Annotated in this window: 17 protein-coding genes and 1 pseudogene; 3 read left to right on the top strand and 15 right to left on the bottom strand. The window is 38.0% G+C overall.

Annotated features, from left to right (window positions below):
- Window positions 1–24 precede the first annotated feature (24 nt).
- Genes KO521_RS18290 through KO521_RS20510 form a run of 5 tightly spaced genes read right to left on the bottom strand, consistent with a single transcriptional unit; the run spans window position 25 to window position 3,417 of the window.
- Window positions 25–885, bottom strand: coding sequence for an endo alpha-1,4 polygalactosaminidase (locus KO521_RS18290; RefSeq protein ID WP_215941344.1), 861 nt, complete (start codon window positions 883–885; stop codon window positions 25–27).
- Window positions 882–1,280, bottom strand: coding sequence for an OsmC family protein (locus tag KO521_RS18295; RefSeq protein WP_215941345.1), 399 nt, complete (start codon window positions 1,278–1,280; stop codon window positions 882–884). The genes KO521_RS18290 and KO521_RS18295 overlap by 4 nt, the downstream gene beginning before the upstream one ends.
- A gap of 12 nt (window positions 1,281–1,292) precedes the next feature.
- Entirely contained in the window at window positions 1,293–1,802 is a 510-nt protein-coding gene (locus tag KO521_RS18300) for a GNAT family N-acetyltransferase (RefSeq protein WP_215941346.1), read from the bottom strand.
- Window positions 1,803–1,838: 36 nt separating this feature from the next.
- Window positions 1,839–2,687 (bottom strand): amidase family protein, encoded by an 849-nt coding sequence (locus tag KO521_RS20505; RefSeq protein WP_354668231.1) that lies wholly within the window; start codon window positions 2,685–2,687, stop codon window positions 1,839–1,841.
- Window position 2,688: 1 nt separating this feature from the next.
- Entirely contained in the window at window positions 2,689–3,417 is a 729-nt protein-coding gene (locus tag KO521_RS20510; RefSeq protein WP_252730104.1) for an amidase, read from the bottom strand.
- A 436-nt stretch (window positions 3,418–3,853) separates the two neighbouring features.
- Here KO521_RS20510 and KO521_RS18310 point away from each other — a divergent pair, with 436 nt between their 5' ends.
- Window positions 3,854–4,858, top strand: a complete 1,005-nt coding sequence (locus KO521_RS18310; protein ID WP_215941347.1) for a sugar kinase — start codon at window positions 3,854–3,856, stop codon at window positions 4,856–4,858.
- Between the two features lie 70 nt (window positions 4,859–4,928).
- Here the strand turns inward: KO521_RS18310 and KO521_RS18315 are convergent, their stop codons facing one another.
- The 3 genes from KO521_RS18315 to KO521_RS18325 all read right to left on the bottom strand — a co-directional run bounded on the left by KO521_RS18315 (window position 4,929) and on the right by KO521_RS18325 (window position 7,237).
- Window positions 4,929–5,531 carry a DUF1684 domain-containing protein gene (locus KO521_RS18315; protein WP_215941348.1) on the bottom strand — a complete coding sequence of 201 codons (603 nt, stop codon included), beginning with the start codon at window positions 5,529–5,531 and terminating at the stop codon, window positions 4,929–4,931.
- A gap of 107 nt (window positions 5,532–5,638) precedes the next feature.
- Window positions 5,639–6,289, bottom strand: coding sequence for a hypothetical protein (locus KO521_RS18320; protein ID WP_215941349.1), 651 nt, complete (start codon window positions 6,287–6,289; stop codon window positions 5,639–5,641).
- Window positions 6,290–6,334: 45 nt separating this feature from the next.
- A complete protein-coding gene (locus tag KO521_RS18325) occupies window positions 6,335–7,237 on the bottom strand; it encodes a metallophosphoesterase (protein ID WP_215941350.1) in 903 nt (300 codons plus the stop codon).
- A gap of 115 nt (window positions 7,238–7,352) precedes the next feature.
- On the opposite strand from KO521_RS18325, the gene KO521_RS18330 reads away from it, so the two are divergent.
- Window positions 7,353–9,731, top strand: coding sequence for a GAF domain-containing protein (locus KO521_RS18330; protein ID WP_215941351.1), 2,379 nt, complete (start codon window positions 7,353–7,355; stop codon window positions 9,729–9,731).
- On the opposite strand, the gene KO521_RS18335 is transcribed toward KO521_RS18330, so the two are convergent.
- The gene (locus KO521_RS18335; protein ID WP_215941352.1) at window positions 9,728–10,930 is read right to left on the bottom strand and encodes a Pycsar system effector family protein; all 1,203 of its coding nucleotides are present in this window, start codon (window positions 10,928–10,930) and stop codon (window positions 9,728–9,730) included. The two genes, KO521_RS18330 and KO521_RS18335, sit on opposite strands and share 4 nt — an antisense overlap.
- A 39-nt stretch (window positions 10,931–10,969) precedes the next feature.
- Between KO521_RS18335 and KO521_RS18340 the strand changes: the two genes are divergently transcribed.
- Complete coding sequence (locus tag KO521_RS18340) at window positions 10,970–14,695, top strand: metallophosphoesterase (RefSeq protein WP_215941353.1); 3,726 nt, start codon at window positions 10,970–10,972, stop codon at window positions 14,693–14,695.
- Window positions 14,696–14,707: 12 nt separating this feature from the next.
- On the opposite strand, the gene KO521_RS18345 is transcribed toward KO521_RS18340, so the two are convergent.
- The 6 genes and pseudogenes from KO521_RS18345 to KO521_RS18365 all read right to left on the bottom strand — a co-directional run bounded on the left by KO521_RS18345 (window position 14,708) and on the right by KO521_RS18365 (window position 24,539).
- On the bottom strand, window positions 14,708–15,574 hold the full coding sequence (locus KO521_RS18345; protein ID WP_252730105.1) for a hypothetical protein: 867 nt from the start codon (window positions 15,572–15,574) through the stop codon (window positions 14,708–14,710).
- Between the two features lie 38 nt (window positions 15,575–15,612).
- Window positions 15,613–16,512, bottom strand: coding sequence for an AraC family transcriptional regulator (locus KO521_RS18350; RefSeq protein WP_215941354.1), 900 nt, complete (start codon window positions 16,510–16,512; stop codon window positions 15,613–15,615).
- Window positions 16,513–16,517: 5 nt separating this feature from the next.
- The gene (locus KO521_RS18355) at window positions 16,518–17,870 is read right to left on the bottom strand and encodes a vanadium-dependent haloperoxidase (RefSeq protein WP_215941355.1); all 1,353 of its coding nucleotides are present in this window, start codon (window positions 17,868–17,870) and stop codon (window positions 16,518–16,520) included.
- Entirely contained in the window at window positions 17,863–19,089 is a 1,227-nt protein-coding gene (locus tag KO521_RS20685; RefSeq protein ID WP_436801493.1) for an FG-GAP repeat domain-containing protein, read from the bottom strand. Before KO521_RS20685 ends, KO521_RS18355 begins: the two co-directional genes overlap by 8 nt.
- Window positions 19,090–19,395: 306 nt before the next feature.
- A pseudogene (locus KO521_RS20690) lies at window positions 19,396–21,180 on the bottom strand (CRTAC1 family protein); the annotation flags it as partial.
- On the bottom strand, window positions 21,180–24,539 hold the full coding sequence (locus tag KO521_RS18365) for a VCBS repeat-containing protein (protein WP_215941357.1): 3,360 nt from the start codon (window positions 24,537–24,539) through the stop codon (window positions 21,180–21,182). The gene KO521_RS18365 and the pseudogene KO521_RS20690, both read right to left, overlap by 1 nt.
- Between the last annotated feature and the right edge of the window lies 1 nt (window position 24,540).

Below are 24,540 nucleotides of genomic sequence, written 5' to 3' on the forward strand. Positions count from 1 at the left end.
TTTATCTTGCTGCTCCGCTTAGAATTATTCATTATAGCGAACGTATTTTTTTAGGTTGGTGTCTTCGCAAATAAAAGCAAGGTCTTTGTTGTAGGTTTCTATATAATCAGCGTAAACTTGATTACAATTACTTTCATTATAATGAACAATGACAACCAGCTTGCCAGCAGTTAGAAAGCTTTGTGCTCCTGAGGTATCCCACCAATTTTTCTCAGCATTGTATGATTCATAGGTGACGCCATCAAAGTCTTCCGCATTTTCCGTGAAATTTTTTGACATACATTTCATGCCTTTTTTATGTACGTAATCACAAAGCTCTTGAAAATAAGCAATGCCTTCTTCTTTGGTAACTTCTAGTCCATAGGTTTCCCTGACATCATCATACAGGGCCCAATCCATATTATCAAATTCTACCCAATCAAAACCCCAATCCGCTATTTTATCTATACGGGCTTTCATTACGTCTACAATTCCTGTGGTTGTGGTATTTACAAAGTATTCCCCTGGCCATTCGCCCCATTGTTTGGAAATTAAATAAGGTTGCAAGTCTTCAAAATCATCTCGCCAGTCTTCACCGGTTCCAATGCTTATGTAGGCAGCCAATTGGTTTCCGTTTGCTTTGATTTTAGACACAGATGCAATTACATCATCTTGAAAAGGGTCTAGCAATACATAGGCATTATTCGCATTTAGGGTTATATAGCCTAGTTGGTCTGGTTCATAGTTTTCATTGTAAGCATGGTTATAGACCGATATAGCGCTACTAGTTTCAACAGGGCTTTCGGTTTCTTTAATAATATCATTTTTTTCTGTTGTATTCGTGTCATCACTGGTATTACATGCCAATTGAAAAATTACCATAAGAAAGGTGCATAGATTTTTCATATTTTTTGAATTTCTCCATTAATGGCGCACGATAATTTTACCGTGTTATATATGGTTCCATGCTTTTCAATATTCTTTTTTAGTAAATCTATATTCAAACTTTCATCTTTGCTAAATACTTTTAAGACGTAATTTATTTCATCCATTCTGGGCGGTTTTTCCAAACGTCTGGCTTTCACTATAATTTCGGCAGAGGTATATTCAAAATGCATAAGAATAGAGAAACGCTCCACGTTTTTAAGAATGCAAGAAGAAAATGATCCTAAAAACAATTCGGCAGGGTTTGGTAAATTATCTGCTGCTTCTGGAGTTATACCAAAATTAATTTCCGATTCTTTAATCTCTATTGCCGCATTTGTCTTAGATAATGAACGAGCTGTTACAAAGTAATCCATAATGTAAAAGTGTTATTTTTCTGAGTCTTCCTTCAGCTTTACCCAGAGATAATCGTCTATTAGTTTTCCGTTTTTAAATGCCGCCTTTTTTTTAATGCTCTCTAAAGTAAAGTCATTCTTTTCCAAAACCCGCATAGAAGGTTTATTGAATTCAAATACGCCCGCTTCTATCCTTACAATATCAAAAGTATTGAAAACGTAATCGGTCATTAGTGCTATGGCCTTGGTGGAAATTCCGTTTCCCCAAAAAGGCTCACCAATAAAATAGCCCATCTCGGCACTCAATCTAAAAACATCTTTTTTAATATCTATTCCTATTTCGCCGACAAAAATATCTTTCCAATAGATTAATTTTCTTTGCGCAGAAGTCTTTTTAAGTTGAATAGCTATAAACTCTTCGGCATCCTTTAAGGTAAAAGGATTGGGAACTTTATCATAACCATTGTCAAAAATAATCGGGTTGTTCCGGTATTGGGCAAACTGTTTTGCGATTTCTATTTGATAGTCTTTAAGCTCTACCATTAAGATGATATTTTTTTAAACAGATTTATATTAGATTTATTCCGGTTTATTGTGGGTTGGCGCTTTTTGCAAATTAGGTGTTTTTCTGTGTTTTGTTCCTTGTTCGTAAGAATATGCCAAGCCTATTAATATGGGTTCATCATACATTTTACCCAAGAATTGAAGTCCAGCTGGTAAGTTTTTGGCCGTAAAACCCATAGGTACCGTAAAGGCAGGCTGGCCAGTATGCGGACTAATTATCTGGTTATTGTCTCCTAAATATTCCTCTTGAAAACGGTCAATTCTTGCAGGGGGATTGTTCCAAGAAGGGTACACTATGGCATCTAGGTTTAAGGAATCCATTACATTTTCTATAGCCTCGCGAAAAGCAACTCTACGAACATCCGAATACGCGTCCAAGCATGGAATTTCTGAGTCTTCCCATCTGCCTGTATGCTCGGCATTTCTTAGTAATCGTTCTTTTGCAAATTTAGAAGTACTACCTACTTTGATAATATCTTCTATGGTTTTTATAGAATCATTTTTTACGTAGTTGGCCAAAAAGCCCTCAACATCTTCCCGAAATGGAGCGCACCACTGGTTTTCTTTTAAACTAGCAAAATCAGGTACAACTATAGGGGCTACCACAGTAGCGCCAAGAGAATCCATATCTAAAAGTGACTGTTCAAATAATCTTTTGATTTCCGGATTAGGGTTGTCATCACTTAACTCCCTAAGAACTCCAATTCTAGCGCCAACAAGAGCATTACTGTCAAGGAACTGTGTATAGGTAAGGGGAATGTTTCCATTTGAGTTTTTGGTAAGGGGGTCATCCGCATCGTACCCTGCAATAATTTCTAATATTTTAGTAGCATCTTCAACGGTTCTGCCCATGGGCCCGACCACATCATTTCTCAAATATAGAGGAACAATGGCACTTCTGCTTATTAGGCCCAGAGTAAGTTCTAAACCCAACTAATGAGTTGTGCGAAGACGGTCCTCTTATGGAATTTCCGGTATCCGTTCCAAGACCGATAGTGCCAAAATTAGAGGCAATAGAAGCAGCTGTTCCTCCGCTTGATCCTGCTGGAACAAAATCTGTATTATAAGGGTTTCTTGTAGTTCCCGCAGTTGAGCTTTCTGTATGCATTGGGCTAAAGGCCCACTCTGCCATGTTAGATTTGGCGATTACTATGGCACCCGCATCTACTAGTTTCTTTATAATAAAAGCGTCTTCTTTTGGTATGTAATCTTTTAAAGCTAATGAGCCCGCCGTAGTTGGTAGTCCTGCCGTATTAATATTGTCCTTAACAATGATAGGAATTCCGTGTAAGGGTCGCAACAAGCCCGTTTCATTGTATTCCTTGTCAAGCGCTTCTGCAATTGCTATGGCTTTGGGGTTTGTAACTGTAATGGCATTTATGGTACCGTCAAAATTTTCAATCCGTTCCACATAGGCCTGTACCAATTGTTTACTAGTAAAAGAGCCTTCTTGATAAGCTTTGTGAATGTTTGAAATGGTTAATTCGGACAGTTCTATCGTTATGTCATTTGTTGGCGCTTCTTTTTGGTCCTTACAACTAATAAATACAATGGTCAATAGTATAAGCAAGAATTTCTTTTTCGATTTGATCATATTCAAAATTTGATGTAATGCCCCATTTTATTGGATAATGGCATGAGGTTCTATAGTTTTCTGGTAGCTGTACTAAATTAGGGAATATGAAAGGATTTTTGACAGGGAAATCCGCAGTAATAGGGAGTGGATTTTATATTTGTCATAAAAGTGAATTACGGATACCACTAAAACTATCTATGTGCACTGCAATTTTTAGACCTTTTGAGCGGATATAATTGTAAAAAAAATATACTGTTTAGTGATTTTTATAAAACTACTATTAAAGGAATTATGGACTTCACAGCAAATGAAATATAGCTAAGAAAGTTAAAATACTATTGGTTGGTATCGCTTTTGTTAATTCTGGTGAATTATCTCTTTCTCAGGGAAATCTATTAGAAGGATGGTGCATATTCTCCTTTTCATTGGGTATTTTTAACTTCAAAATTACACTATGGGCCAGATTATAACATTCGGTGAAGTTTTAATGCGAATTTCTCCACGAGGTAACAAGAAGTTTATTCAATCTAATATTGTAGAATTTTATTTTGGAGGAACGGAATTGAATGTGGGTATTTCAATTTCTAATTTTGGAGGAGATGTAAGACATATTAGCGCCGTATCGGACGATTCTATTGGTGAGACTGCTTTGGCCTACATTCGTAAATTTGGTGTAGATACTTCTTCTATATCCTTATCTAAAAGACCTTTGGGGGTTTATTTCTTAGAAGTAGGAGCGGTTATTAGGCCTAGCATGATTTCCTATAACCGGTCTCACTCTGCATTTTCTGAAATAGAACCATCAAAAGTAAACTGGGAAAATGCTTTGGAAAATGGGGAATGGGTACATTGGACAGGGATTACACCAGCTTTGTCACAAGGGGCTTTTGACACACTCAAAGAAGGTTTGAAATTGGCAAGGAAAAAAGGATTGGCCGTTTCTGCAGACCCAACATACCGCAGTAATTTATGGAAATACGGACAGGACCCAAAAGAAGCTTTACGTGAGTTACTCCATTTTTCTACCATTTTTATTGGTGGTGTTAATGAAATAAATGAGGTGTTAGGTACGGATTTTGGTTATGAGAATGATGATTTTATAGAAGCTAGCAAACAATTAATGGCCGCTTTCCCTACTATAGAAAAAGTATTCGATAAAATCAGGACTTCATTGAATTCTTCTTGGCATAAAATAAGGGCTAGAATGTGGAATGGCAATGATTTTAGGGAAACCGAAAATCTTGATATTACCCACGTAGTGGACCGAATAGGAACGGGGGATGCTTTTGCTGCCGGTTTAATTTATGGTTTGCAAAAGTACGACGATTATAAGGCAATGGAGTTTGCAAGTGCCGCATGTGCACTTAAGCATACCTATGAAGGAGATGTTAATCTCGCTACCGTTAAGGAGGTGAGCAATATATTAGGAGGTAATATAACGGGGCGTTTGCTTAGGTAATGAATTAGGACAGCTACCAAAAACAGTTTGCATAAATAGATTTGTTCTTAACGACTTTTTGCAGCTGGTGTTATTTCTTAACTGCCTTTACTCCAGCTTCAATTTTTATAGGAAGGTCGTTTTCTTTTGGCGGAATAGGGCAGGAGCTATAATTATTATACGCGCAATAGGGATTGTATGCCTTATTAAAGTCAATTACTATTTGATCTGAGTCTGGGATCCGAAGATCAATATACCTACCGCCGCCATAGGTTTCTTCTCCGTTGGTTAAATCAGTAAACGGAAGAAATAAATAGTCTTTAAATTCTTCGGTTTGCCGTAAACGATGACTTTGGTATATAGTTAATTTGTGCTGTTGCCCTTCTATTTCAAAAACCACTTCTCCGTATTTTTCATAGGTAGGCGTTCTGTTGGTAGTTGTTTTCATTTGAAACGGCAGCGGATTAAGAATTCTTTTGAATTTTGCGGCTACACGTAAATTTTCATTGATAGGATAAAAGTCATGACCGGTGAACTTCTTTCGTTCCCTCTTGCTTAAAGGCGACTTTTCTGGGTTTTTGAACTCTGCATTTAATTCGTCTTGAAACTTCCTGACTTGGTCATTATTAGATTGCTCTTGTGCAGATACTATAGTGTTTGTGAGAAGGAATAGTATTGCTAAGATTGTTTTCATGTTCTTTTACATTTATTTGCTTTGGCAAACTAAACTGAATAGAACCCTCTTTGTACTTAGAGGGTTCAGTTTTTTTTATAATAGGTCTTTTTGGGTAGTAAGCTCACCTACTCCCCAAGTTCCGTAATCTTCTGTTCGTAAAGCTTTTTGCTCTCTACTACGGCAACATTCAATTCTTGCATAATACCTTCAACACGACCTTCTATGCTTTTCATTTGATCATTTATGTTATCAAAAGAATTAAGTGCGGCAGCTACTTCTAGTGCTTTTACGACTTCTACGGCATCACCATGTAAAAGTCTTAGTTTATCAATAGCTTTTGAGGTGTTGGTCAATGTTCCGTTATACTTGGTGCGTGCTTTTTGAATGGCACTCAAAAGTGTTTTCTTGCTGGTTTCGTCACTAAGGCTATTGGTCTGTTTTTCCATTGCGGTAAATAGGTTCGCGGCCTTTTCTTTTAAATCTTCGTATTCTTTGTTCAGGTTTTGTACACGTTTGTCTACTTTTTCCCAATCTCCATATACTTTGGCAAATTCTTTATCTTCATTTTTAGTATCCTCTAAGGCAGCTTTCAGTGCACTTAAAGATTCTAGGCCTTTATTTACGTTCTTATTGGCCGTTTCTTTTTTACTTTCAAAAGTAGACACTTGGCTTTTGAATTTGTCTTTTAAGCGAATAAGGTCTTCAGGACTTTTGTTTTTCCAGCAAGAGGTAAGTACAAGTGCGGTAAGGGCAATTAATAGTGTTTTCTTAAACATGTAATGTAATTATTAGTTAATGGTAAGGCAAAGATACATATTCTTCTAACCTTTCGCTTTTTGATAGTCCGTTAGCTTTTGGGGACCTTCCAGTAAGACACGTACTACACGAAGCGTGCCATCATCGGTGGTAGAGATTTGCCATTTTATCAGAGAGATTTTTCCTTTCTCGATTTCAATACCGGTAATACTTCTTGGGTGAACGCAGCTACCATCGTTAAAAAAGGGGATATCTCCGGGTTCTGGAAAGCGCGGGCGGTGGGTATGCCCCACAATCGTAATCAGAAGGTTGTTTTTTAAAATCCACTTTTTAATGCGGCGCTCTACTTTTATAAGCTCTTTGTAGTTTTTTGCAGGACTTGTAGGGTCTGCAATACCCCATACTTGAAGAGGTTTCCATAGTGCGCGTACCAAAAACCTGCTCCAGCGCCAAAAGGTATAATTCCACCAATCCCCTTGATGGCCGTGAGTAAGGAAGATTTCTTGTTGGGAACCCTTGTGTTTTAGCACAATGCCCTCATGATAGGTAATGCCTTCAAAGAGTTCTTTTGACTCCCCGTCTATAGGCTCAAAATAACTGCTTAGATTCTTTTTTACATATTCAGGATCTTTGTAGACCATATCGTGATTTCCCCATATCATGTGTAGCCTTTTACTTAAATGAAACTTTCGCAAAAGCTCGTAAACATTCTTGTGGGCCTCAAAAATGGATTCAAAAAAACGGTTTTCCCAAAGTTCATCACCATCACCTAATTCACAGTAATCAAAACCTTCTTTATAGTAGAAATTAAGGGCGTGAAAGTAAATGTTACGGTTGTTTGCAAAGTCATCGGCAAAACTATTGTCGCCTCTATGGCAATCACTGAAGAGAATAAATTTCGATTCGTCGTCAAAAGGTACCATTTTGGCAGTTTGGTACGCTTTGGATAACCTAGTATTGGACGACATATCGTAAATTTGTATAAATATCTAAAAAAAGCGTTGAAAGGCATAAAGTTTGTTTGAACAAACACTAATTTCTTTTGTAACTTTAGAAGGGTGTTTACGACTGACTAGACTGAAGATGAAAGAAAATTTTAGAAAAGATTTGCCCATATCGTCGCTCATTAGTTTTGATAAACTTTTGAAGCAGTATGATGTAATGGCCAAAAGTGGCAATGACACCGTGTCTCTTAAGGCGCGGCGAATTTTGGAAATGGCACAACCGTACCCTGAACTACGAGAGGGGTTCAATGATGTTTCCCTGCTTAAAAAGCACAAAAATGTCATTAACTTTATTTTGCAAGATATCTTTCCTGAAGTGGTCACTAACAATGAGATAAAGACGGCTTCTTTGCCTTATAGCGATATTATCTTCAATTCCTCAAAACGTTTCAAGAAAATATTAAAAGATGCTGGTGGTGAGGATTTTATACCTCACATGCGTAATCTGCACGAAGACCAAATGTATATTTTGGCCTGTACGGTTGTACTTAATTTTCATTACGGTTTTAATTTTGATTTCAAAAGACCGTTTTTTTACGATATACCTGATAAACAAGGCGTAATGCGCCACTATAGAATCTTGTATAATGCGGATTTTATTGATATTCTTCCCACGAAAACAGCTAAAAAGCTAACTCAAAGTGATGTGGATGAACTATTGGACAATTTTGAGAACATAGAACTATGGAAGGAGAAAATACCGCCTAATAGTTTTGTGTCAAAAGGGTTCGTTATCTCCAATATGTTTGATGTAACAGCCGAACATTCTATATCTGAAATAAAATCCAGCCTAATCGCTAATGATAAGCGAAACAGTGATAATTTTATGGGTGATTTGCAAGAAACCTTTAGGTCTTTCTTCAATACACCGGATATACAGGTGGGCTTTGTAGAGTATAATCCAAAAGCCAATCAATTTGAAAAGGTTTTCGCCAATGGCATGGAGAGTTTTCTATTAGGGGAAAACGATGCCTTGCATTGTACTAGTGCCTTGTGCAAGAGTTCTTACCAAAAGCTATTGGAGGAAAATAGTTATTTCGCGATTTCAGACATAGACCGAAGTTGTAAAGCTTCCGGTGGGGAATCTTTATATTCCGGTCTGAAGGAAAAAAATATCAAAAGTGCGATTTTGGCACCCATTGCCGCCAAAGGAGAGCTTTTGGGTGTTTTAGAATTGGTGGCTTATGAAGCTAATGTACTTAACAGTATAAATGCCAATAAATTAGAAGACGTCATGCCATTCATTGTATCGGCCGTACTTCGTACAAAAGAAGAGCAAAGTAACTTGGTAGATGCCGTTATTCAAAATGAATGTACTTCTGTACATGATTCGGTTTACTGGCGTTTTGAAGAGGAAGCGAAACGTTTTATAAAGGATAACCTAGAAGGAACACAGCCAACTTTCAGAGAAATTGTATTTAAGGATGTGTATCCGTTATACGGGCAAGTAGATATTAAAAATTCGTCTCAGGCACGAAATATTGCTATTCAACGAGATTTAATGATTCAACTTTCAACTATTAATACGGTTCTTGAGGCTGCATGGCAAAAAAGGAAATTACCTATTTATGAAGAGTTGATGTTTAGGGTAAACAATCATATAGACAGTATTAAAGAAAGTCTGCACACCAATAGTGAGCAGTCTATTTTTAATTTTGTAATGGATGAGATAAACCCTGTCTTTTCTCATTTGAAAAAAGTGGATGAGGAGTTGAACAATCAGATTCTATTTTATGAATCTTCTGTAGATATGGGAACGGATTCCTATTATGACCACAGGCGTAATTATGATGAAAGTGTTACACGTATCAACATGTGCCTGGCATCCTTAATGGACAAAAAACAAAAGGGAGCTCAAAAAATGTTTCCACATTATTTTGAGCGCTATAAAACTGATGGTGTAGAACATAATATGTACATTGGTAATGAGATTGTAGGCGATCAAGATTTTGATATGTTATATCTAAATAACCTTCGTTTGTGGCAATTACAGGTAATGTGTGAAATGGAAAACGCTCATTATGCCTTAAAACCTAAACTTTCGGTTCCATTGGATGTTGCCTCATTGGTGTTGGTGTATAGCACATCACTATCCATTCGCTTTAGAATGGACGAAAAACGTTTTGATGTAGATGGTACATACAATGCCAGATATGAAATCATCAAAAAACGTATTGATAAATCTTTCATAAAAGGAACCAACGAGCGTTTAACGCAAGCAGGTAAAATGGTCATTGTTTATTCTCAGAAAAAAGATGAGCTAGAGTATTTACGCTATATTACTTTCTTACGTTCTAAAGGCTACTTTACCGGCAAGGTAGAAATAGTTGAATTAGAAGGTCTACAAGGTGTTAGCGGATTAAAAGCCATACGTGCCGATATTCTATACAAGACCAAAGAGAACGATTTGGAAATGACTTATACTTACGATGACCTTATGAATGAATTAAAGGCTTAGGTGGGTAATTCAATAATTCTTTCGGGGCCGTAGAATTTAAGGGCTACAAAGAAAGCAATTACAGATAAGGTCATACCTATCATGAAAACGGTATACGTCCAACGTAATAACTTGTATTTTCGGTCTAAGACAAGACCCAGAAAGTATAAATCCTTCGTTAGGGAATCATAGACATATTTTTGGTCTTTGATCAGTTCTTGAATGGCCCACTCGTAATCTTCAAGTTTCATCTTATGAAAATTACCGAAGAACAGTAGGTTTACTTTTTTTTGGTTGACATCCTCTTTAGTGAATTCCCCACTAGTAACATTAGGCCGCGTAGCCAAGACGGACATAATCATGGAAGCCACGCTAAAAAGAACAAAAATCCCAGCAGGAATTACCAGATAATCGTTTGATGGATTATCTAACTTAGGTATTAGATTGGAAAGCATCAACGAAATAATAATAGCATTCACGGATAAAAGAATATTTGCCTTAGTATCGGCAATATCACTTAGTTTTAAGTGATTTCGCATAGTAACCCGAAACATGGTTTGAATGCCCCGTTCAGGACTCTGATTCTTTAACTGTACTTTGAGCTCTTCTTTTTTGCGGGTCTTGTTTTGCTTCTTATCCCGCTTCACTAATTTTTTTAAGTTTTCATCTTTTCCTTTTTGCCAGTTCTCTATGGCGTAATCCGTATAAAAACGATGCTCGGTCTGGAACATTTTAATATTTGTCCGGCGCCATTCTTTAGTAGAGATTTCCGCAATACCTAAAAGGCGTAATTCCTCCCGTAGCATCTCGCAAGTTTCCGGGTAACTGCCTTGTGATAAGTGAGAAGCATCTGCATCTCTCATGATTTCTTCCATGAGATTTTGTGGTTCGTAGCCTCTCTTTGTTGCCATGATTAAATTGCAGACCGTTTCAATCATTTGGGAATCGCAATTTTCCTCAGTAAGGAATTCCTTTGCTATTGCGCAGCTCTTTTCCTCATGATTCTCCGTGCCCTTCGTATAACCCGTGTCGTGAAGCCACGCAGCAAGAGTAATTGCATCACTATCTATAGCGTTTAAGTTATAGTAGTCAAGCAATTCTTTAGTACTTTTAACGACCCGTTGGGTATGCCTTAGGTTGTGATACAAATAGTTGGAATCTAACTCTTTGACTAACAGGTTGGTTGCAAACTCTTCGGTTTTCGATAGTAAATCCGGCATGAAACATTGTTTATGGTTCCAAATTACAAAATATTGAGAATGAATAGTATTCTATTGCGTAAACATTTTGCTTTAATAGCATTGGTTATGTTATTTATAGGTTGCGCTACTTCTAAAACAAAGTATGCCAATGAAGCAGGTAAAAAAGATATCCCTACCACCAAAGAAGTGGCACATACTTTTTACCTTATAGGTGATGCTGGTCTTTCTCCTATTAATGGAATGAACGATGCACTCAAGATATTTAAGGATAAACTTGATACTGCGGACAAGAATAGTACTGCCTTATTTTTAGGCGATAACATTTATCCGGCGGGTCTTCCTGACCCCATAGATTCTACTGCAGCGTATATTAAGGCCAAAAACGATTTGGACGCCCAATTGAAGACTCTCGAGAATTTTAAAGGGAACCCGATTTTTATACCTGGTAACCATGATTGGTATACTGAGGGTTTGGTAGGGCTGGCTAGGGAACAAGATTATATTCAAGATCAGCTGAATAGTAAGGATGTATTTTTTCCTGAAGATGGCTGTCCTATTGAAACTATAGAGGTAAGTGATAACATTACTATAATAGCCATAGACACGGAGTGGTACCTAACGGACTGGAACAAACGGCCGGATATCAATGATAAGTGCGATATTAAGACCCGAAATGCATTTTGGCTAGAATTAGAGGATAAAATAAAGGATAACAGACAAAATACCACTATTCTCGCCATGCACCACCCTATGTTCAGCTATGGAACGCATGGCGGTCAATATTCATTAAGATCTAATTTTTATCCCAAGGGAAATATTGGTCCGCTTCCTATTCTTGGAAGCGTTATAAATGTTTTAAGGAGAACAACCGGTGCATCTGTAGAAGATATGCAGAACAAAAGATATGTAGAGCTCAGAAAGCGTTTACTGACCTTAGCGCAATATTCGGAAAAGGTGGTTATGGTTTCTGGACATGAGCATACGCTTCAATATATTGTTGAGGAGAATACACCTCAAATCGTTAGCGGCTCTGGAGCAAAAACAGGTGCAACACGCTTACTAAACGGTAGTGAATTTTCAACCGGACAAAGAGGATATGCCACTTTAGAGGTGTATACAGATGGGTCATCTCAAGTACGTTACTTTGGATTGGATGCCAATAAAAATGAAGAATTTTTATTTACTTCTCAGGTTTTACCACCTGCAAGGACTTTTTTCGAAGAGAAATATCCTGAGGAATTTCCGGCTACCGTAAGAGCTTCCGTTTACTCGGAAGAAGAGATAGAGAGAAGTGGGTTTTTTAAATTTCTATGGGGAGATCGGTACCGAAAGTACTATGCGACCAAAGTAGAAGTTCCAACGGTAAATTTGGATACTTTAATGGGAGGTTTGGTTCCTGTTCACAAAGGTGGTGGACATCAATCAAAATCATTGCGCCTAAGAGACAAGGATGGTAAAGAGTATGTAATGAGAGCGCTCCGGAAGGATGCCGAACTCTATCTGCAAGCGATGGCTTTCCAAGAGCAATACGTAATGGGGAATTTTGAGAATACATTTACTGAAGATATTCTTCTTGATTTTTACACGGGGTCTCATCCGTACGGACCATTTACAACGGATGTGCTTTCAGATGCGGTAGGACTGTATCATACTAATCCAGTACTATATTATATACCAAAACAACCTGCATTGAACGAATTTAACCAAACCTTTGGCGATGAACTTTATATGATAGAGGAACATGCCGGTGATGGTCATGGAGATTTAAAAAGTTTTGGTTATTCCAATGAATTAAAAAGTACGGATAGTATGCTTGAAAATCTACGGGATGATGAAAAGTATGCCGTTGATTCTAAGCTTTACCTAAGAGCACGCCTTTTTGATATGGTCATGGGAGATTGGGACCGTCACGTAGATCAATGGCGTTGGGCAGAATTTGAAGACAAGAAAAATGATAAAATACTGTATAAGCCCGTTCCTAGAGACCGTGATATGGTTTATTCCCAACATGGTGATGGCTTTTTTATGAGTCTGGCCACTAGAATTATACCTGGTTTACGATTAATGGAAGGCTTTAGCAAGGATATAAGAAATGTAAAGGGTTTTAATTCTTCTCCAAAAACTTATGTCTTGGATATGGCTCTTTTAACCCAGACTACTCCTGAAGAATGGGAAGAACAAGCCAAATATATAAGGGAAAATCTAACTGCTGAGGTTATTGATAAAGCATTCACGCATTTCCCAAAGGAAGTGAGAGATGAGACTGTAGATAGGATAAAAGAGGTTTTATTGGCTAGAGCCGGAAATATTGAGAAAACCGCAAAAATCTATTACGGGGTTTTAAATAAATATGCTGTAGTTAGCGGTACCGATAAAGATGATTGGTTTGAGATAAACATCTTAAATGACAAGGAGACAGAGATTAATGTTTACAGAAATATAAAAGGAGAAAAGGATAAACTGTTTTTTACAAAGATTTTTAATAAAAATAGTACTAAAGAGGTTTGGGTTTACGGTCTGGACGATGATGATATTTTTGAGGTAAACGGAGACGAAAGAAGTGCCGTAAAAATACGTTTGATAGGGGGGCAGAATAATGATGTGTATAGGGTAAACGAAGGGGGCAACATTGCTATTTATGATTATAAGAGTAAAAAGAACAGTGTTGAGAAACTTAGTGGAGCAAAACTAAAACTAACGGATGATTACAATACTAATAACTATTTGCCTTTGCAGATAAGAAACTCGGTAAATCAGATTATCCCAACTATTGGTTTTAATCCTGATGACGGAGTCAAAATAGGGTTTAGTGATACGTATACCTTCAATGGTTTTAGAAAAAACCCTTTCTCCCAGCAACATAAATTGGATGCTTCGTATTATTTTGCAACCAGCGGTATAGAGTTCGGCTATAGCGGCGAGTTCGCTCATATTTTTGAGAATTGGAACTTGCATTTGGGAGTGCGGTTTACAAGCCCGAATTTTGCAATTAATTTCTTTGATTTTGGTAACAGTACAGAAAATTTTGATGATGACCTAGGATTAGATTACAACCGAGTACGTTTGCAAACCCTAAAATTTGCACCTGCTTTGGTATGGCGAGGCGACTTGGGTGCCAAGTTTAAAGCCGGGGTTTCCTATGAATCTATAGAAGTTGAAGAAAGTGACAATAGGTTCATTAATACCTTTTACCAAGCCAATGGAGAGGAAACGGTAAATAGATTTGTTGGGGTTGATGCCACCTATTCTTATGCCAATGCGGATAATGCAGCTTTCCCAACAATGGGTATGTCCACTTCGCTTGAAACCGGTTATAAGAGAAGTACGGAGAACGGAAAGGCTTTTGGGTATATTAAGCCAAGTCTTGCGTTTGATTATAAGTTGATACCAAGCGGCAGATTGGTTTTGGCTACGAAATGGAAAGCACATTTTAATATAGGCGATGATTATGAGTTTTATCAGGCTGCTAGCATAGGAGGTTTAGACGGGTTAAGAGGATTTAGAAACCAGCGGTTTACCGGTAAAAAATCATACTATCAGAATACAGACATAAGATATAGTCTAAGAAAGATTAAAACACAGTTGTTGCCATTGTCTATGGGGCTTTATGGCGGATTTGATTATGGTAGGGTATGGTTGCCAAAAGAGAATTCCAAAGATTGGCATACTTCTTATGGGGGTGGTTTTTTCTTGAACGGAGCCGATATCGTTACGGCACGCTTGGCACTTTTTAATAGTGATGATGGTATGCGGTTTTCCTTTGGGTTAGGATTTGGCTTTTAATTGCTGAAAAGGTTACTTAAGCACATATTTGTAAAGGTTTCTACCTTCTTTTTTAGTTTCTTCATCAGAAAGTAAAAGGGTAGAATTGTCCAAGAAACTAACAGATTCCAATTGAGTACGTACCAATAAATCGGTTTCTATGAGACTGCTTTCCGGTAAGTTCTCTAAGTCAAAATTGGTGATTGTCCAAAGCTTTCCCGCACCTAATAAAACCAAGGTTTTGCCATCTGGTGAAATATCCGCGGAAGTTACTTTGCAAGTGTTCCAATCACCACAAAGAGTAATTTTGCCAAGGAACTCGGCGTCATAGTCTCCTTTGGTATCTGGAACTCTGTAAATATGTGATTCTCCTGTAAATGGGTTTGCTCTATTCTTTGTAAAGATATAGAGGTAATTGTTGTAGTGCACAAAAGCTTCCGCATCATACAGACGCTTGCTCTTTTTTGGCGGGAATTTTTTCTGCTCCGGATACTTAAAGGTTATGTGCTCTGCGGTAATATGCTCACCACTTTCGTATTCTGGATTTGGTAGTTTATAGATTATGAGATTTTTTCTGTTACTCTCATTATTCCCAAAATCACCAATATATAAATTACCCTTTTTGTCTTCGGTAAGGTCTTCCCAATCATGGTTTTTACCATTTTTGACTTTTAATTCCTTTAAAATTTTCCCGTCGTAATCTACCTGTGTTATAATATCATCATTACCACTGTCCTCTATGAACCAAGCAGAATTGTCCGTATATGTAGCTATACCGGAGTTCTCTTTAAGACTCTTTGGTAATTTGGTCACATAAATCAATTGGCCGTGATTGGAGCAGCTATAGAACAGAAAGATGATTATAACTTGGAGCGATAATTTTTTTGCCATTAATTTCATTGGGATGCTTTTAATGAATACAAAGGTAAGTGCTATTCCTATTCTTGTGCATGTAAGGGCATGAAAATTTCAGCTATCCATTCCAATTCGTTTCCACCCATATTTGGATTTGTGTTGAACACTTCGTAAGGTTCTTTCTTTACTTTAATATGCTTTTTATCGGCATAATCAATTAAAGCATACCACGCACGATCAGAGGTTAGGTAGTTTCCATTATAGATTGCCTTTATAGCTTTTTGTTCTTCTATGCGTTTGTAGAATATCCCTTTTTTTCTGGGAAGACTGTCGGTTTTGTGTATTGGGAAACAAAAGTTATAGGCTATACTATCATTTTGAATATTCCATTTTTCAACCTCTACTAATGGTCTACCATCCAGCTCAATATTATTTTTAGCCATGAAGCCACTTAATGTAGAGTAGTGGTCCATCATACCTTTTACCTTGTTTAATTGAATACTTTTCAGAGAAATACAGGCGCAGTACTTTTCGGGTATAACGGCTTCGCCAACTATCGTTATTTTAAAATTTTTCAAATGACTATTTAATAGGGAGAAAACCTCCTTTACGGTAGTTTTTGAGCGTTTCTCAAAGTCGGTGTCAAAAAAAGGAATTTGTAAGCGCTGCTTTAAACTGTTTTTAGGATCATTAATATAAACCTTTACAAGAGAGACGGAATCATTGTCTTTTTCTATAAGCCAATGAAAATTTAGTCTAGTATCATTTAAAGTAAGCGTATTACGAAAATCAGAAAGGCTTTCTTGGCTTTCAAAAGAAGCGTTTCCTTTTTGGCCCACCCAGAATTTCACAATTTGATTTACCGTTCCAGGTGATGCTTTAGTCCGGAATCTAATCACATAATCTTGAGGCATTATAAAAAGGTACCATAAAATCCCTCCAGCGCATAGCGCAATGGTAACTAATGCTATTTTTTTTAGCATAGAAACTAATTTTGAGCAACTTTGCTCTGATTGATCATGTTGAGATTATCTACCACGAACTTACCTAAATCCCTACCTTGCTTAACACCAACTTCTACAGCTGCACGGTAATGAATACCACCATACATACGGCTAACAGCAGCTTCATTGGCAGCTTGTTCAAAGGAATTAAAACTACGTATAGGCAAACCGTAAGGAGTTTCGGTATCATCATCAAAAGCAAAGTTGTCCCCAAAAACATCTGTTAATGCTACGGAGGCAGCACCTGAAACCACGCTATGACCACTTGTGTATTCTGGGAAGGGTGGCGTTTGCAAAACAGGTTTCCAGCTATCATCAATATGCTGATTGATCAATGTTTCAGGTCGTATAAGGTTACTTCTGTATTTTTCGTCCCAACAGCTAATAAAAGCATCTGCCATGGCAATAGAAGCTTTGGTGTACGCATATAAGGCCCTGTGAAAATCGCTATTTGTTTTGCGAGCGGCAATTTTGGCAATACCCATCCAATGCGCACCTGGAGTAATCTTCTTGGTGGCGAACATTAAATGGCCCCTTGTAACCGAAACATAAGGGTTACAATCCCAAAATTGGGCAATCTGAATTTCTTCTGAGCTATCGCCTTCTTCTGTAATTTTATTGCTTATATCGTATACTTCCTTAAGTTCTTTGTAAAAATCGGAATCCTCTTCAAGCGAAAATGCCGGTGGTGGAATAGGCTTGAACTGAGCCGCAGAATCAATTACGAAAGTCCTGATTTTGTTCCAGTGAGGCTCAATGCCGTCCATATAGGCCGGTGGTGTAGGCTGCCATCGGGTTTCGTCATCAGCATCTACCGTGAATTTTGGCATAGTACGGGTCTGTGCATAATTGTCGGTTTTCATCCATTCACCAATATGGTCTGCCACCTGTAAGCCGTATTCTTTGGAACTGGTAAACAAAACAGGGTTTTTTCCTTCCCATACACTGTAAAGACTGTCTCGGAGGGTTTCCATTCGGTCTTCTGAGAATATTAATCTTTTGCTAAGTTCCATGTGAGCGACCATAGCTGCCAAGTCATAATTAATGGTTTGGGTAGTGTCAGGTTCAGGTATGGAGGTAAGTCCGTTTAACTGGCCTGCCAAAGAGTTATAACTATCATCGGACATAGCCACTATTTCATAAGCCGCCACGTTTGGGTAAGCAAAAATTCTACTTGCTACCGGAGGGGAAAATATATCATGAATCATAATTTCCGTAACCTCGTCTATTGAAGCATTAAGGTCTTCGGGGCCAATAACAATAGGTTCTTGCTTTTGAGGGGTTTTGCACGAAATGGCAAAAACAAGTAATAGTATTGCGATAAAAATCTTATTCATTGGTATTTTGTTTTCTTTTCAGTCTGTAAACCTCTGCAGCTTTGTTGTTAACGGTAACCAACAGATATTTTTCGTTCTTGAGTTCAATGATATTTAGGTGTCTCACTGATTTTAGACTCAAATCCAAGCCAATTTGAGGAGCTAAAATTACATTATTTTGATCTTTAATCAATGCACCTCCAAAAGAATCGAACCTGCCTTGGTACGGTTTAACACCAAAATAATTTCCGGCAACCAAAACCTCTTTTTTGCCGTCAACATCAAAATCATGCGAAAGCATTGCCATAATTGGTGAGACCTGTAATTCATTACGAAACGCAACGAAACCGAAATCTCCGTTTTCATTTTTTAAATACCCAGATCGTAGCTCGTTGACTTCTAAGACTTCAGCTTTGTTCAACATCTCTTTATCAAGAATATCTTCTATGGAAGAACCTGCAAAAGAAGTATAGGTAGTGAATTTCTTTTTAAGGGAAACGAGTTGGGAGGAAAGTCCGTCCAGACCTTCCAAAGGATAGTATTTACCATCTTTTTCTATAGTGGTTATGGTTTCGGTCTGTCTGTTATTGTCAAAATCACCGTAGAACATTTTCATAGGATGTTCTGCAGACGCTTTGAACTTCGTGTTGCTGCCCCAATTGCCAAGCAAGTAATCTGTATCGCCATCATGGTCTATGTCAAAAGGAACAATAGTTTGCCAGAGTCCATTTAAATTTTTCTGGATAACATCAACTTTACTCAGTTTTCCTTTTACATTCTTAAAAAATACTGGAGACATCCATTCGCCAATTACGATAAGGTCCTTTGTGCCGTCAGCGTCAAAATCGGTCCAAATGGCGTCGGTTACCATACCCAAATTAGACAGACTCTCTTCGTTCTTATTTAAAAATGTGCCATTCTCGTTTATAAGTAGAGCGGATTCTGGAACTTTTCCAAAGTCATTTGAAATGGTCTGGCCGCCAACAAAAAGGTCAAGGTCTCCATCTTCGTCTACATCAAAAGGAGCTATAACTGAAGTGTTCTTGAAGCTTTCGGGTAGACTTGAAGTTTCAAACGTAGTATTGTTTTGAATGTAGTACGAATCCAATAACGGTTCCATTTTATTATAGAAGTCACCACCGCCCGTTCCAACAATGAGGTCGTTTTTACCGTCTGAATTAAAATCGGAAATAATTGCAGTTACATCTTCTTTAATAGAATCCTTGGCTATTTCTGCCATGCGAACTGGAGCAAATGCGGTATCGCTTTGTAGGTAAACTTCAGATGGGATATACTTGGAACCGCCAAAGAAAATATCTTCTTTACCATCGCCATTTATGTCTCCAATTGCCGTGGCGGGACCGCGGTCCGATATCTGATAAGGGATAAGTTTTTGACGATTGAAATCCGTATAATTATCCTCGATATGAATAAAATCGATTCCTAAATTATGTTCAACCTTTTTAAAAAGTGGTTGGTTGCGTGGTTGTAAACTGGTATAGTCAAATGTAATGTTGCTATTGGCTTCTACCTCCAAAGTCTGATTGGTTTCTACATTTTTTAAAGTGTGATATGTACCATTGGGCCAAACTATTTTGAGAGAGTCAATTTGTGTGATATCTCCATAACCAAAATGAACCACAGGTTCGGAAGAAGCCTGAAACCCACGAACAGTGTATAGTTCTTTATACTGCAATTTTCCTTTGGTGTAAGAGAAAACCTTGGTGCCAATACCAAAAGTGTTTTTGCCTTTGTTTTTCAATTTTAGCTTTAGATAGTTTGCTTTATGGTCCGTTCTATTGATATACAGCGCAGGCGTTCCGTTTAGATTATTGGTAACTAGGTCCAAGTCGCCATCATTGTCTAGGTCCCCCATGGCCGTAGCTCCAGATACTAAAGTATCTTTCATCATCCATTGGCCAGATTCATCTTTGAACGTCAAATCATCCGAACCCTTAAAAATGTAATTATGGATTTTTCCGGCAGGCATTTTGTCCAAAGCTTGTTGATCCATGAGCTTGGTGTTATTCATCTTATTTTGAATCTGCTCGCTACTGACAAAATTGATGAAATCTAAATCGTTAGGTCGTTTAGGAATGCCATTGGCAATGAACAAATCTTGTTCGCCATCTTGGTCATAATCACCAAAAAGGGCACTCCAGCTCCAGTCCGTAGCTGCTACGCCACTCATAAGTGCGGTTTCTGAAAAAGTGCTGTTTTGCTGATTGATGTTCAACATGTTTCTAGTGAACTGATACCCGTATCCATAACGCTCGGTACGCAATTTTTGGGTTTGTATATTGTCATCGCCTTCAGACGATTTCAAAACTTTTTCATCCTGTGGAAGCATATCCAAAGAAATCAAATCTGGCCAACCATCATGGTTGATATCCGCCACATCGTTACCCATGGAAAAGCGAGAGGTGTGCCCAAAAAATTGTTTTGAGCTTTCGGTAAAAGTACCATCGCCCTTGTTCAAATAGTAGTAATCATCTTCATGGAAATCATTGCCCACATAAATGTCCGGATAACCATCTTGGTTAAAATCTGAAATTGCTAGTCCTAAACCGTATCCGTTTACACCGCCATAGATTCCCGCATTTTCACTTACATCTGTAAATGTATTGCCGTCATTACGTAGTAGTTTGTCTCCTGTTTGAAAATTACGTTTTAGGCGTAAATCTGCTTTTCCAAAAGACTCTTGGGTGTGTACGGCATGGTTCAACAGGTAGATGTCTAAGTCACCATCTAAATCAAAATCAAGAAAAGCGGCATTGGAACTGTACGAATCAAAATCAAGTCCGTATGTAGCGGCACTTTCCGTAAAAGTGCCATCCCCATTGTTTAGAAACAGTTCGTTATAACCGTTGAAGCCATTGATGCCCACCACGGCGCATACATAAATATCCAAGAGACCGTCTCCGTTTATATCGCCCATTACCGATCCTGTGTTCCAAGTGCTGTTCCCTTCAATACCGGCAGTTTTACTAATATCCTCAAACTGTAGATTACCTTTGTTTCTATAGAGTTTGTTCTTCACTTGATTGCCCGAAAAAAAGATATCAGGAAGACCATCATTGTCAATATCTCCAATGGCTACACCACCTCCATTATAGAAATAGAGATAGTCTAGAATATTAAGGTCATCAGTTTCTGTAAGGGTGTTTTCAAAAGTAATGCCTGTTTCTGTGGCAGGTTGATTGGTAAAAAGTGAACCCTGTTTTTCACCGCAAGCGGAAAAAATAAAAAGGGCGAGATAGAAGTATATATATGTGTGTTTGAAAAGCACGAACGGTAAGTTTTTTCTTTGAGATTCTTTTGGTAACAACATTAATCTAGCGCATAAATTTTTGGAATGCTATTATTTATAGCTGCATTCAGATAGCTCTTGCCGTTTTTATCCTTGAATTGCTTCAAGTGTTTTACCTCGTTTTTAATGAAAAAACCACTAGTGCCATAATCTTGCCATTTAAAATCTAGGTTTCCATCGCCTAAAAGTACATTGCCGTAGCTGGCATCCAAGCGTGAATATTGGGGCTTGAATTCAAAATTGTTCCCTGCCATAATCAAATCTAGGTTTCCATCTTTATTAACATCGGCACAAGTAATACCGCAAACGCATGAAAGTTGAACACGTGAGGGCAATTTTTTAATAGTGAATTTACCACCACCTTCATTAATGGCAATTACGGAAGACATGGTATTGGCTTCTTTAACAATACTGCGCTCAAATATTTCTTTTGGGAAAAGCTCGTCAATTGTTTTTTTTGCGTATTCCGAAGCTTTTAAACTTTGTTTTTTTAGGGAAACAATTTGTCCGGTCAGCTCTTTTTTCTGGTGAATAGGATAATCCTTTCCATCAAACCCTCGGGTTGTAATCTGCTCCAACGTTCCGTTATTATCATAGTCATTGATCCACAATTTCATGGGATGTTCCTTAGAGGCTTCGTAGGGTACGTTTGTACCTTGATTTCCTAACACCAAATCCATATCGCCATCATTATCAAGATCAACCGCTTCCGCAGTGTTCCACCAACCATATAGACTGTCAAGGCTTGTTGAAAGTCGGCTTAAGCGCCTACCTGAATTTTTGTAAATATTGGGTCTTCCCCATTCAGATGTGGTAACGAGGTCCTGTTTACCATCCCCATCAATATCGGCCCAAATAGCATCCGTTACCATGCCTGCATCTTTAAGGTCATATGCTAATCGTTCCGTGGCATCAACGAATTTTCCATCGCCTTGATTTTCTAAAAAGAGGTGGTCAGGGTCAATACCGTAGGTGCCAACAACACTTCTTGAACCTACAAACAGGTCCACATCGCCATCTTGGTCAAAATCAAATGGGGAAATTACAGAAATATTCTTAAAAACAGAGGGGAGGTCATCTTTAGCTTTACTGAAATTACCTCTTCCGTCATTTAGATATAATCTGGGTTTATATGTGTTTTCTTGATTAATACGATTTCCGCCTGAGCCTACTATCAAATCTTGGTCGCCATCGCCATCGGCATCAAAAAATGCAGCAGCGGTATCCTCAAAATCAATATCAAAGCTTAATGGCTTTTTAGAAAGCTTGCCATTACCGGAATGGATATATACTACTCCCGGCTGCCCATCGGCTCCTCCTAAGAAAATATCTTCGTTACCATCGCCATTTATATCTCCAACAGCCAATGCAGGGCCTTCTTGTGATACCGATTTGGAAATTAATCCCTCATAATCAAAGTCTTGATAAACATCTTCTTTGTGCGGGACTAACTTATCGTTTTTCAGTTCGGTGAGCAGTGTTTTTATTTTTGATGGTTTGGGCAGGCTATATTTCTCGGTTGCCTCAGACCTTTTTAGCGTTAAAAGCTGGTCTGCAGAAACATTCTCTAGTTTCTGGGTGTAATCATCTGGCCAAATAACCCGAAGGGAATCTACGGTTGTGGTTGCACCTAGACCAATATCCATTACATAATCTACCGAAGATTGAAAACCACGTGAGGGAATCAATTCTTGAAAAACCACCTGGTCGTCATAATACATTTTAATGCTTGTGCCTACAGCAAACGGATTCTGACCTTGACCTATGAACTTTAATTTGATATAGTGATTATTCGTTAGTTCATTGGTTTTGTTCTCGTATATGAACGACTGCATGTTTACATTGTTCACAACAAGGTCTAAGTCTCCATCATTATCAAGGTCTCCGTATGCCGCTCCGTTCGATAAACTGGGGATTTCAAAGCCCCAATCAACTGCGGCGTTGTCAAAAGTTATATCGCCATTGTTTCGGTATGCATAATTGGGTTGCGGCTTAATGGGCATTTTATTGATAATGGAATCTATGGATTCTTTTTTACCCGTTAGTGCCATTTTTTGAATGATTTCATTGGCAAAGAAATCTACAAAATCAAGGTCCGTAAGGTCATGGTTTACTCCATTGGTGATGAAAATATCCCGAAGACCGTCATTATCCATATCAAATAAAAGTCCGGCCCAACTCCAGTCCGTTTTTGCTACGCCACTGTGGTAGGCAATTTCAGAAAAAGAACCATTGCCATTGTTGAGTTGTAAAGTATTTTGAATGTACTGCTGATAAAAATCTTTACTCTGTTTTAATCTGAAAACATTGTAGCCTTCAAATTCCATGACAGATTTTACACGTTCATCTCCTTCCGGAAGCATGTCCGTAATAAAAATATCGGCATTGCCGTCATTATTAATATCGGCCATATCAATACCCATTGCGGAAAGTGACAGGTGGGAAGTCCACTCTTTTATTTCTTCTTTAAAAGTGCCATTTTTTTGGTTGATGTAAAGATAATCCCTTTCGTAAAAATCATTGGAAACATAGATGTCGGGCCATAGGTCTCCATTAACATCGCTTACCATTATTCCAAGACCAAAGCCAATAAGGCTTCCGTAAATGCCGGCGTCTTCACTAACATCTTTAAATGTACCATTATCATTGCGCAAAAGCATATCGCCCACACCTCTAAAAATATGTGGTACACCCTCCCAGTCCTGAGCCCTAACGCTACGTTGTTCGGCATAGCCCAAACTGCTAACGGGAATATTACTATTATTTAAGATGTAGGCATCAAGGTCACCATCTTTATCATAATCAAAGAATGAAGCATGAGTTGAAAAACCGGTTTCGGCAAGGTTATAGTCTTTTGCTTTTTCAGAAAAAGTAAGGTCTCCGTTATTTATATAGAGGTCGTTATCATGGTTGTTGCCTTCCATATTACCTGCATTACTTACGTAAATATCTAGAAAACCGTCTGCATTGATATCTGCCATTACAACACCTGTTGACCACGGTTTATTCCCTACAACTCCTGCCTTCTCGGAAATATCCTCAAACTTAAAATCGCCTTTGTTTAGGTAGAGTTTGTTCGGTCCCATATTTGCAGAAAGGTAGATATCTGCAAGTCCGTCATTATTGATATCACCAATGGCAACCCCGCCACCATTATAGAAATTACGGTATTTGAAGATGTTGAAATTCTTTTGGTTCTGAACAACGTTGATAAAATCTATGCCTGTTTCTTTTGCGGGAAGCATACTAAAGAGTGTTTCTTTTTTTTGTTCTACAGTGCTGTCTTCTTTGGTTTCGGAATTACACGAAAGTAAAAGAACCATTAGTAAAATAATTGTCCAAAGTGGAGTATTATAAACCGTTTTGGCTATTGATTGCATA

The sequence above is a fragment of the Zobellia uliginosa genome, assembly GCF_018860745.1.
GTDB classification, from domain to species: Bacteria; Bacteroidota; Bacteroidia; order Flavobacteriales; family Flavobacteriaceae; genus Zobellia; species Zobellia uliginosa_B.

Excerpts from the sequence above, each read along its gene's own strand:
- KO521_RS18290 (WP_215941344.1), bottom strand. The coding sequence starts at position 885 with ATGAAAAATCTATGCACCTTTCTTATGGTAATTTTTCAATTGGCATGT.
- KO521_RS18295 (WP_215941345.1), bottom strand. The coding sequence starts at position 1,280 with ATGGATTACTTTGTAACAGCTCGTTCATTATCTAAGACAAATGCGGCA.
- KO521_RS18300 (WP_215941346.1), bottom strand. The coding sequence starts at position 1,802 with ATGGTAGAGCTTAAAGACTATCAAATAGAAATCGCAAAACAGTTTGCC.
- KO521_RS20510 (WP_252730104.1), bottom strand. The coding sequence starts at position 3,417 with ATGATCAAATCGAAAAAGAAATTCTTGCTTATACTATTGACCATTGTA.
- KO521_RS18310 (WP_215941347.1), top strand. The coding sequence starts at position 3,854 with ATGGGCCAGATTATAACATTCGGTGAAGTTTTAATGCGAATTTCTCCA.
- KO521_RS18315 (WP_215941348.1), bottom strand. The coding sequence starts at position 5,531 with ATGAAAACAATCTTAGCAATACTATTCCTTCTCACAAACACTATAGTA.
- KO521_RS18320 (WP_215941349.1), bottom strand. The coding sequence starts at position 6,289 with ATGTTTAAGAAAACACTATTAATTGCCCTTACCGCACTTGTACTTACC.
- KO521_RS18325 (WP_215941350.1), bottom strand. The coding sequence starts at position 7,237 with ATGTCGTCCAATACTAGGTTATCCAAAGCGTACCAAACTGCCAAAATG.
- KO521_RS18330 (WP_215941351.1), top strand. The coding sequence starts at position 7,353 with ATGAAAGAAAATTTTAGAAAAGATTTGCCCATATCGTCGCTCATTAGT.
- KO521_RS18335 (WP_215941352.1), bottom strand. The coding sequence starts at position 10,930 with ATGCCGGATTTACTATCGAAAACCGAAGAGTTTGCAACCAACCTGTTA.
- KO521_RS18340 (WP_215941353.1), top strand. The coding sequence starts at position 10,970 with ATGAATAGTATTCTATTGCGTAAACATTTTGCTTTAATAGCATTGGTT.
- KO521_RS18345 (WP_252730105.1), bottom strand. The coding sequence starts at position 15,574 with ATGAAATTAATGGCAAAAAAATTATCGCTCCAAGTTATAATCATCTTT.
- KO521_RS18350 (WP_215941354.1), bottom strand. The coding sequence starts at position 16,512 with ATGCTAAAAAAAATAGCATTAGTTACCATTGCGCTATGCGCTGGAGGG.
- KO521_RS18355 (WP_215941355.1), bottom strand. The coding sequence starts at position 17,870 with ATGAATAAGATTTTTATCGCAATACTATTACTTGTTTTTGCCATTTCG.
- KO521_RS20685 (WP_436801493.1), bottom strand. The coding sequence starts at position 19,089 with ATGGCAGAAATAGCCAAGGATTCTATTAAAGAAGATGTAACTGCAATT.
- KO521_RS18365 (WP_215941357.1), bottom strand. The coding sequence starts at position 24,539 with ATGCAATCAATAGCCAAAACGGTTTATAATACTCCACTTTGGACAATT.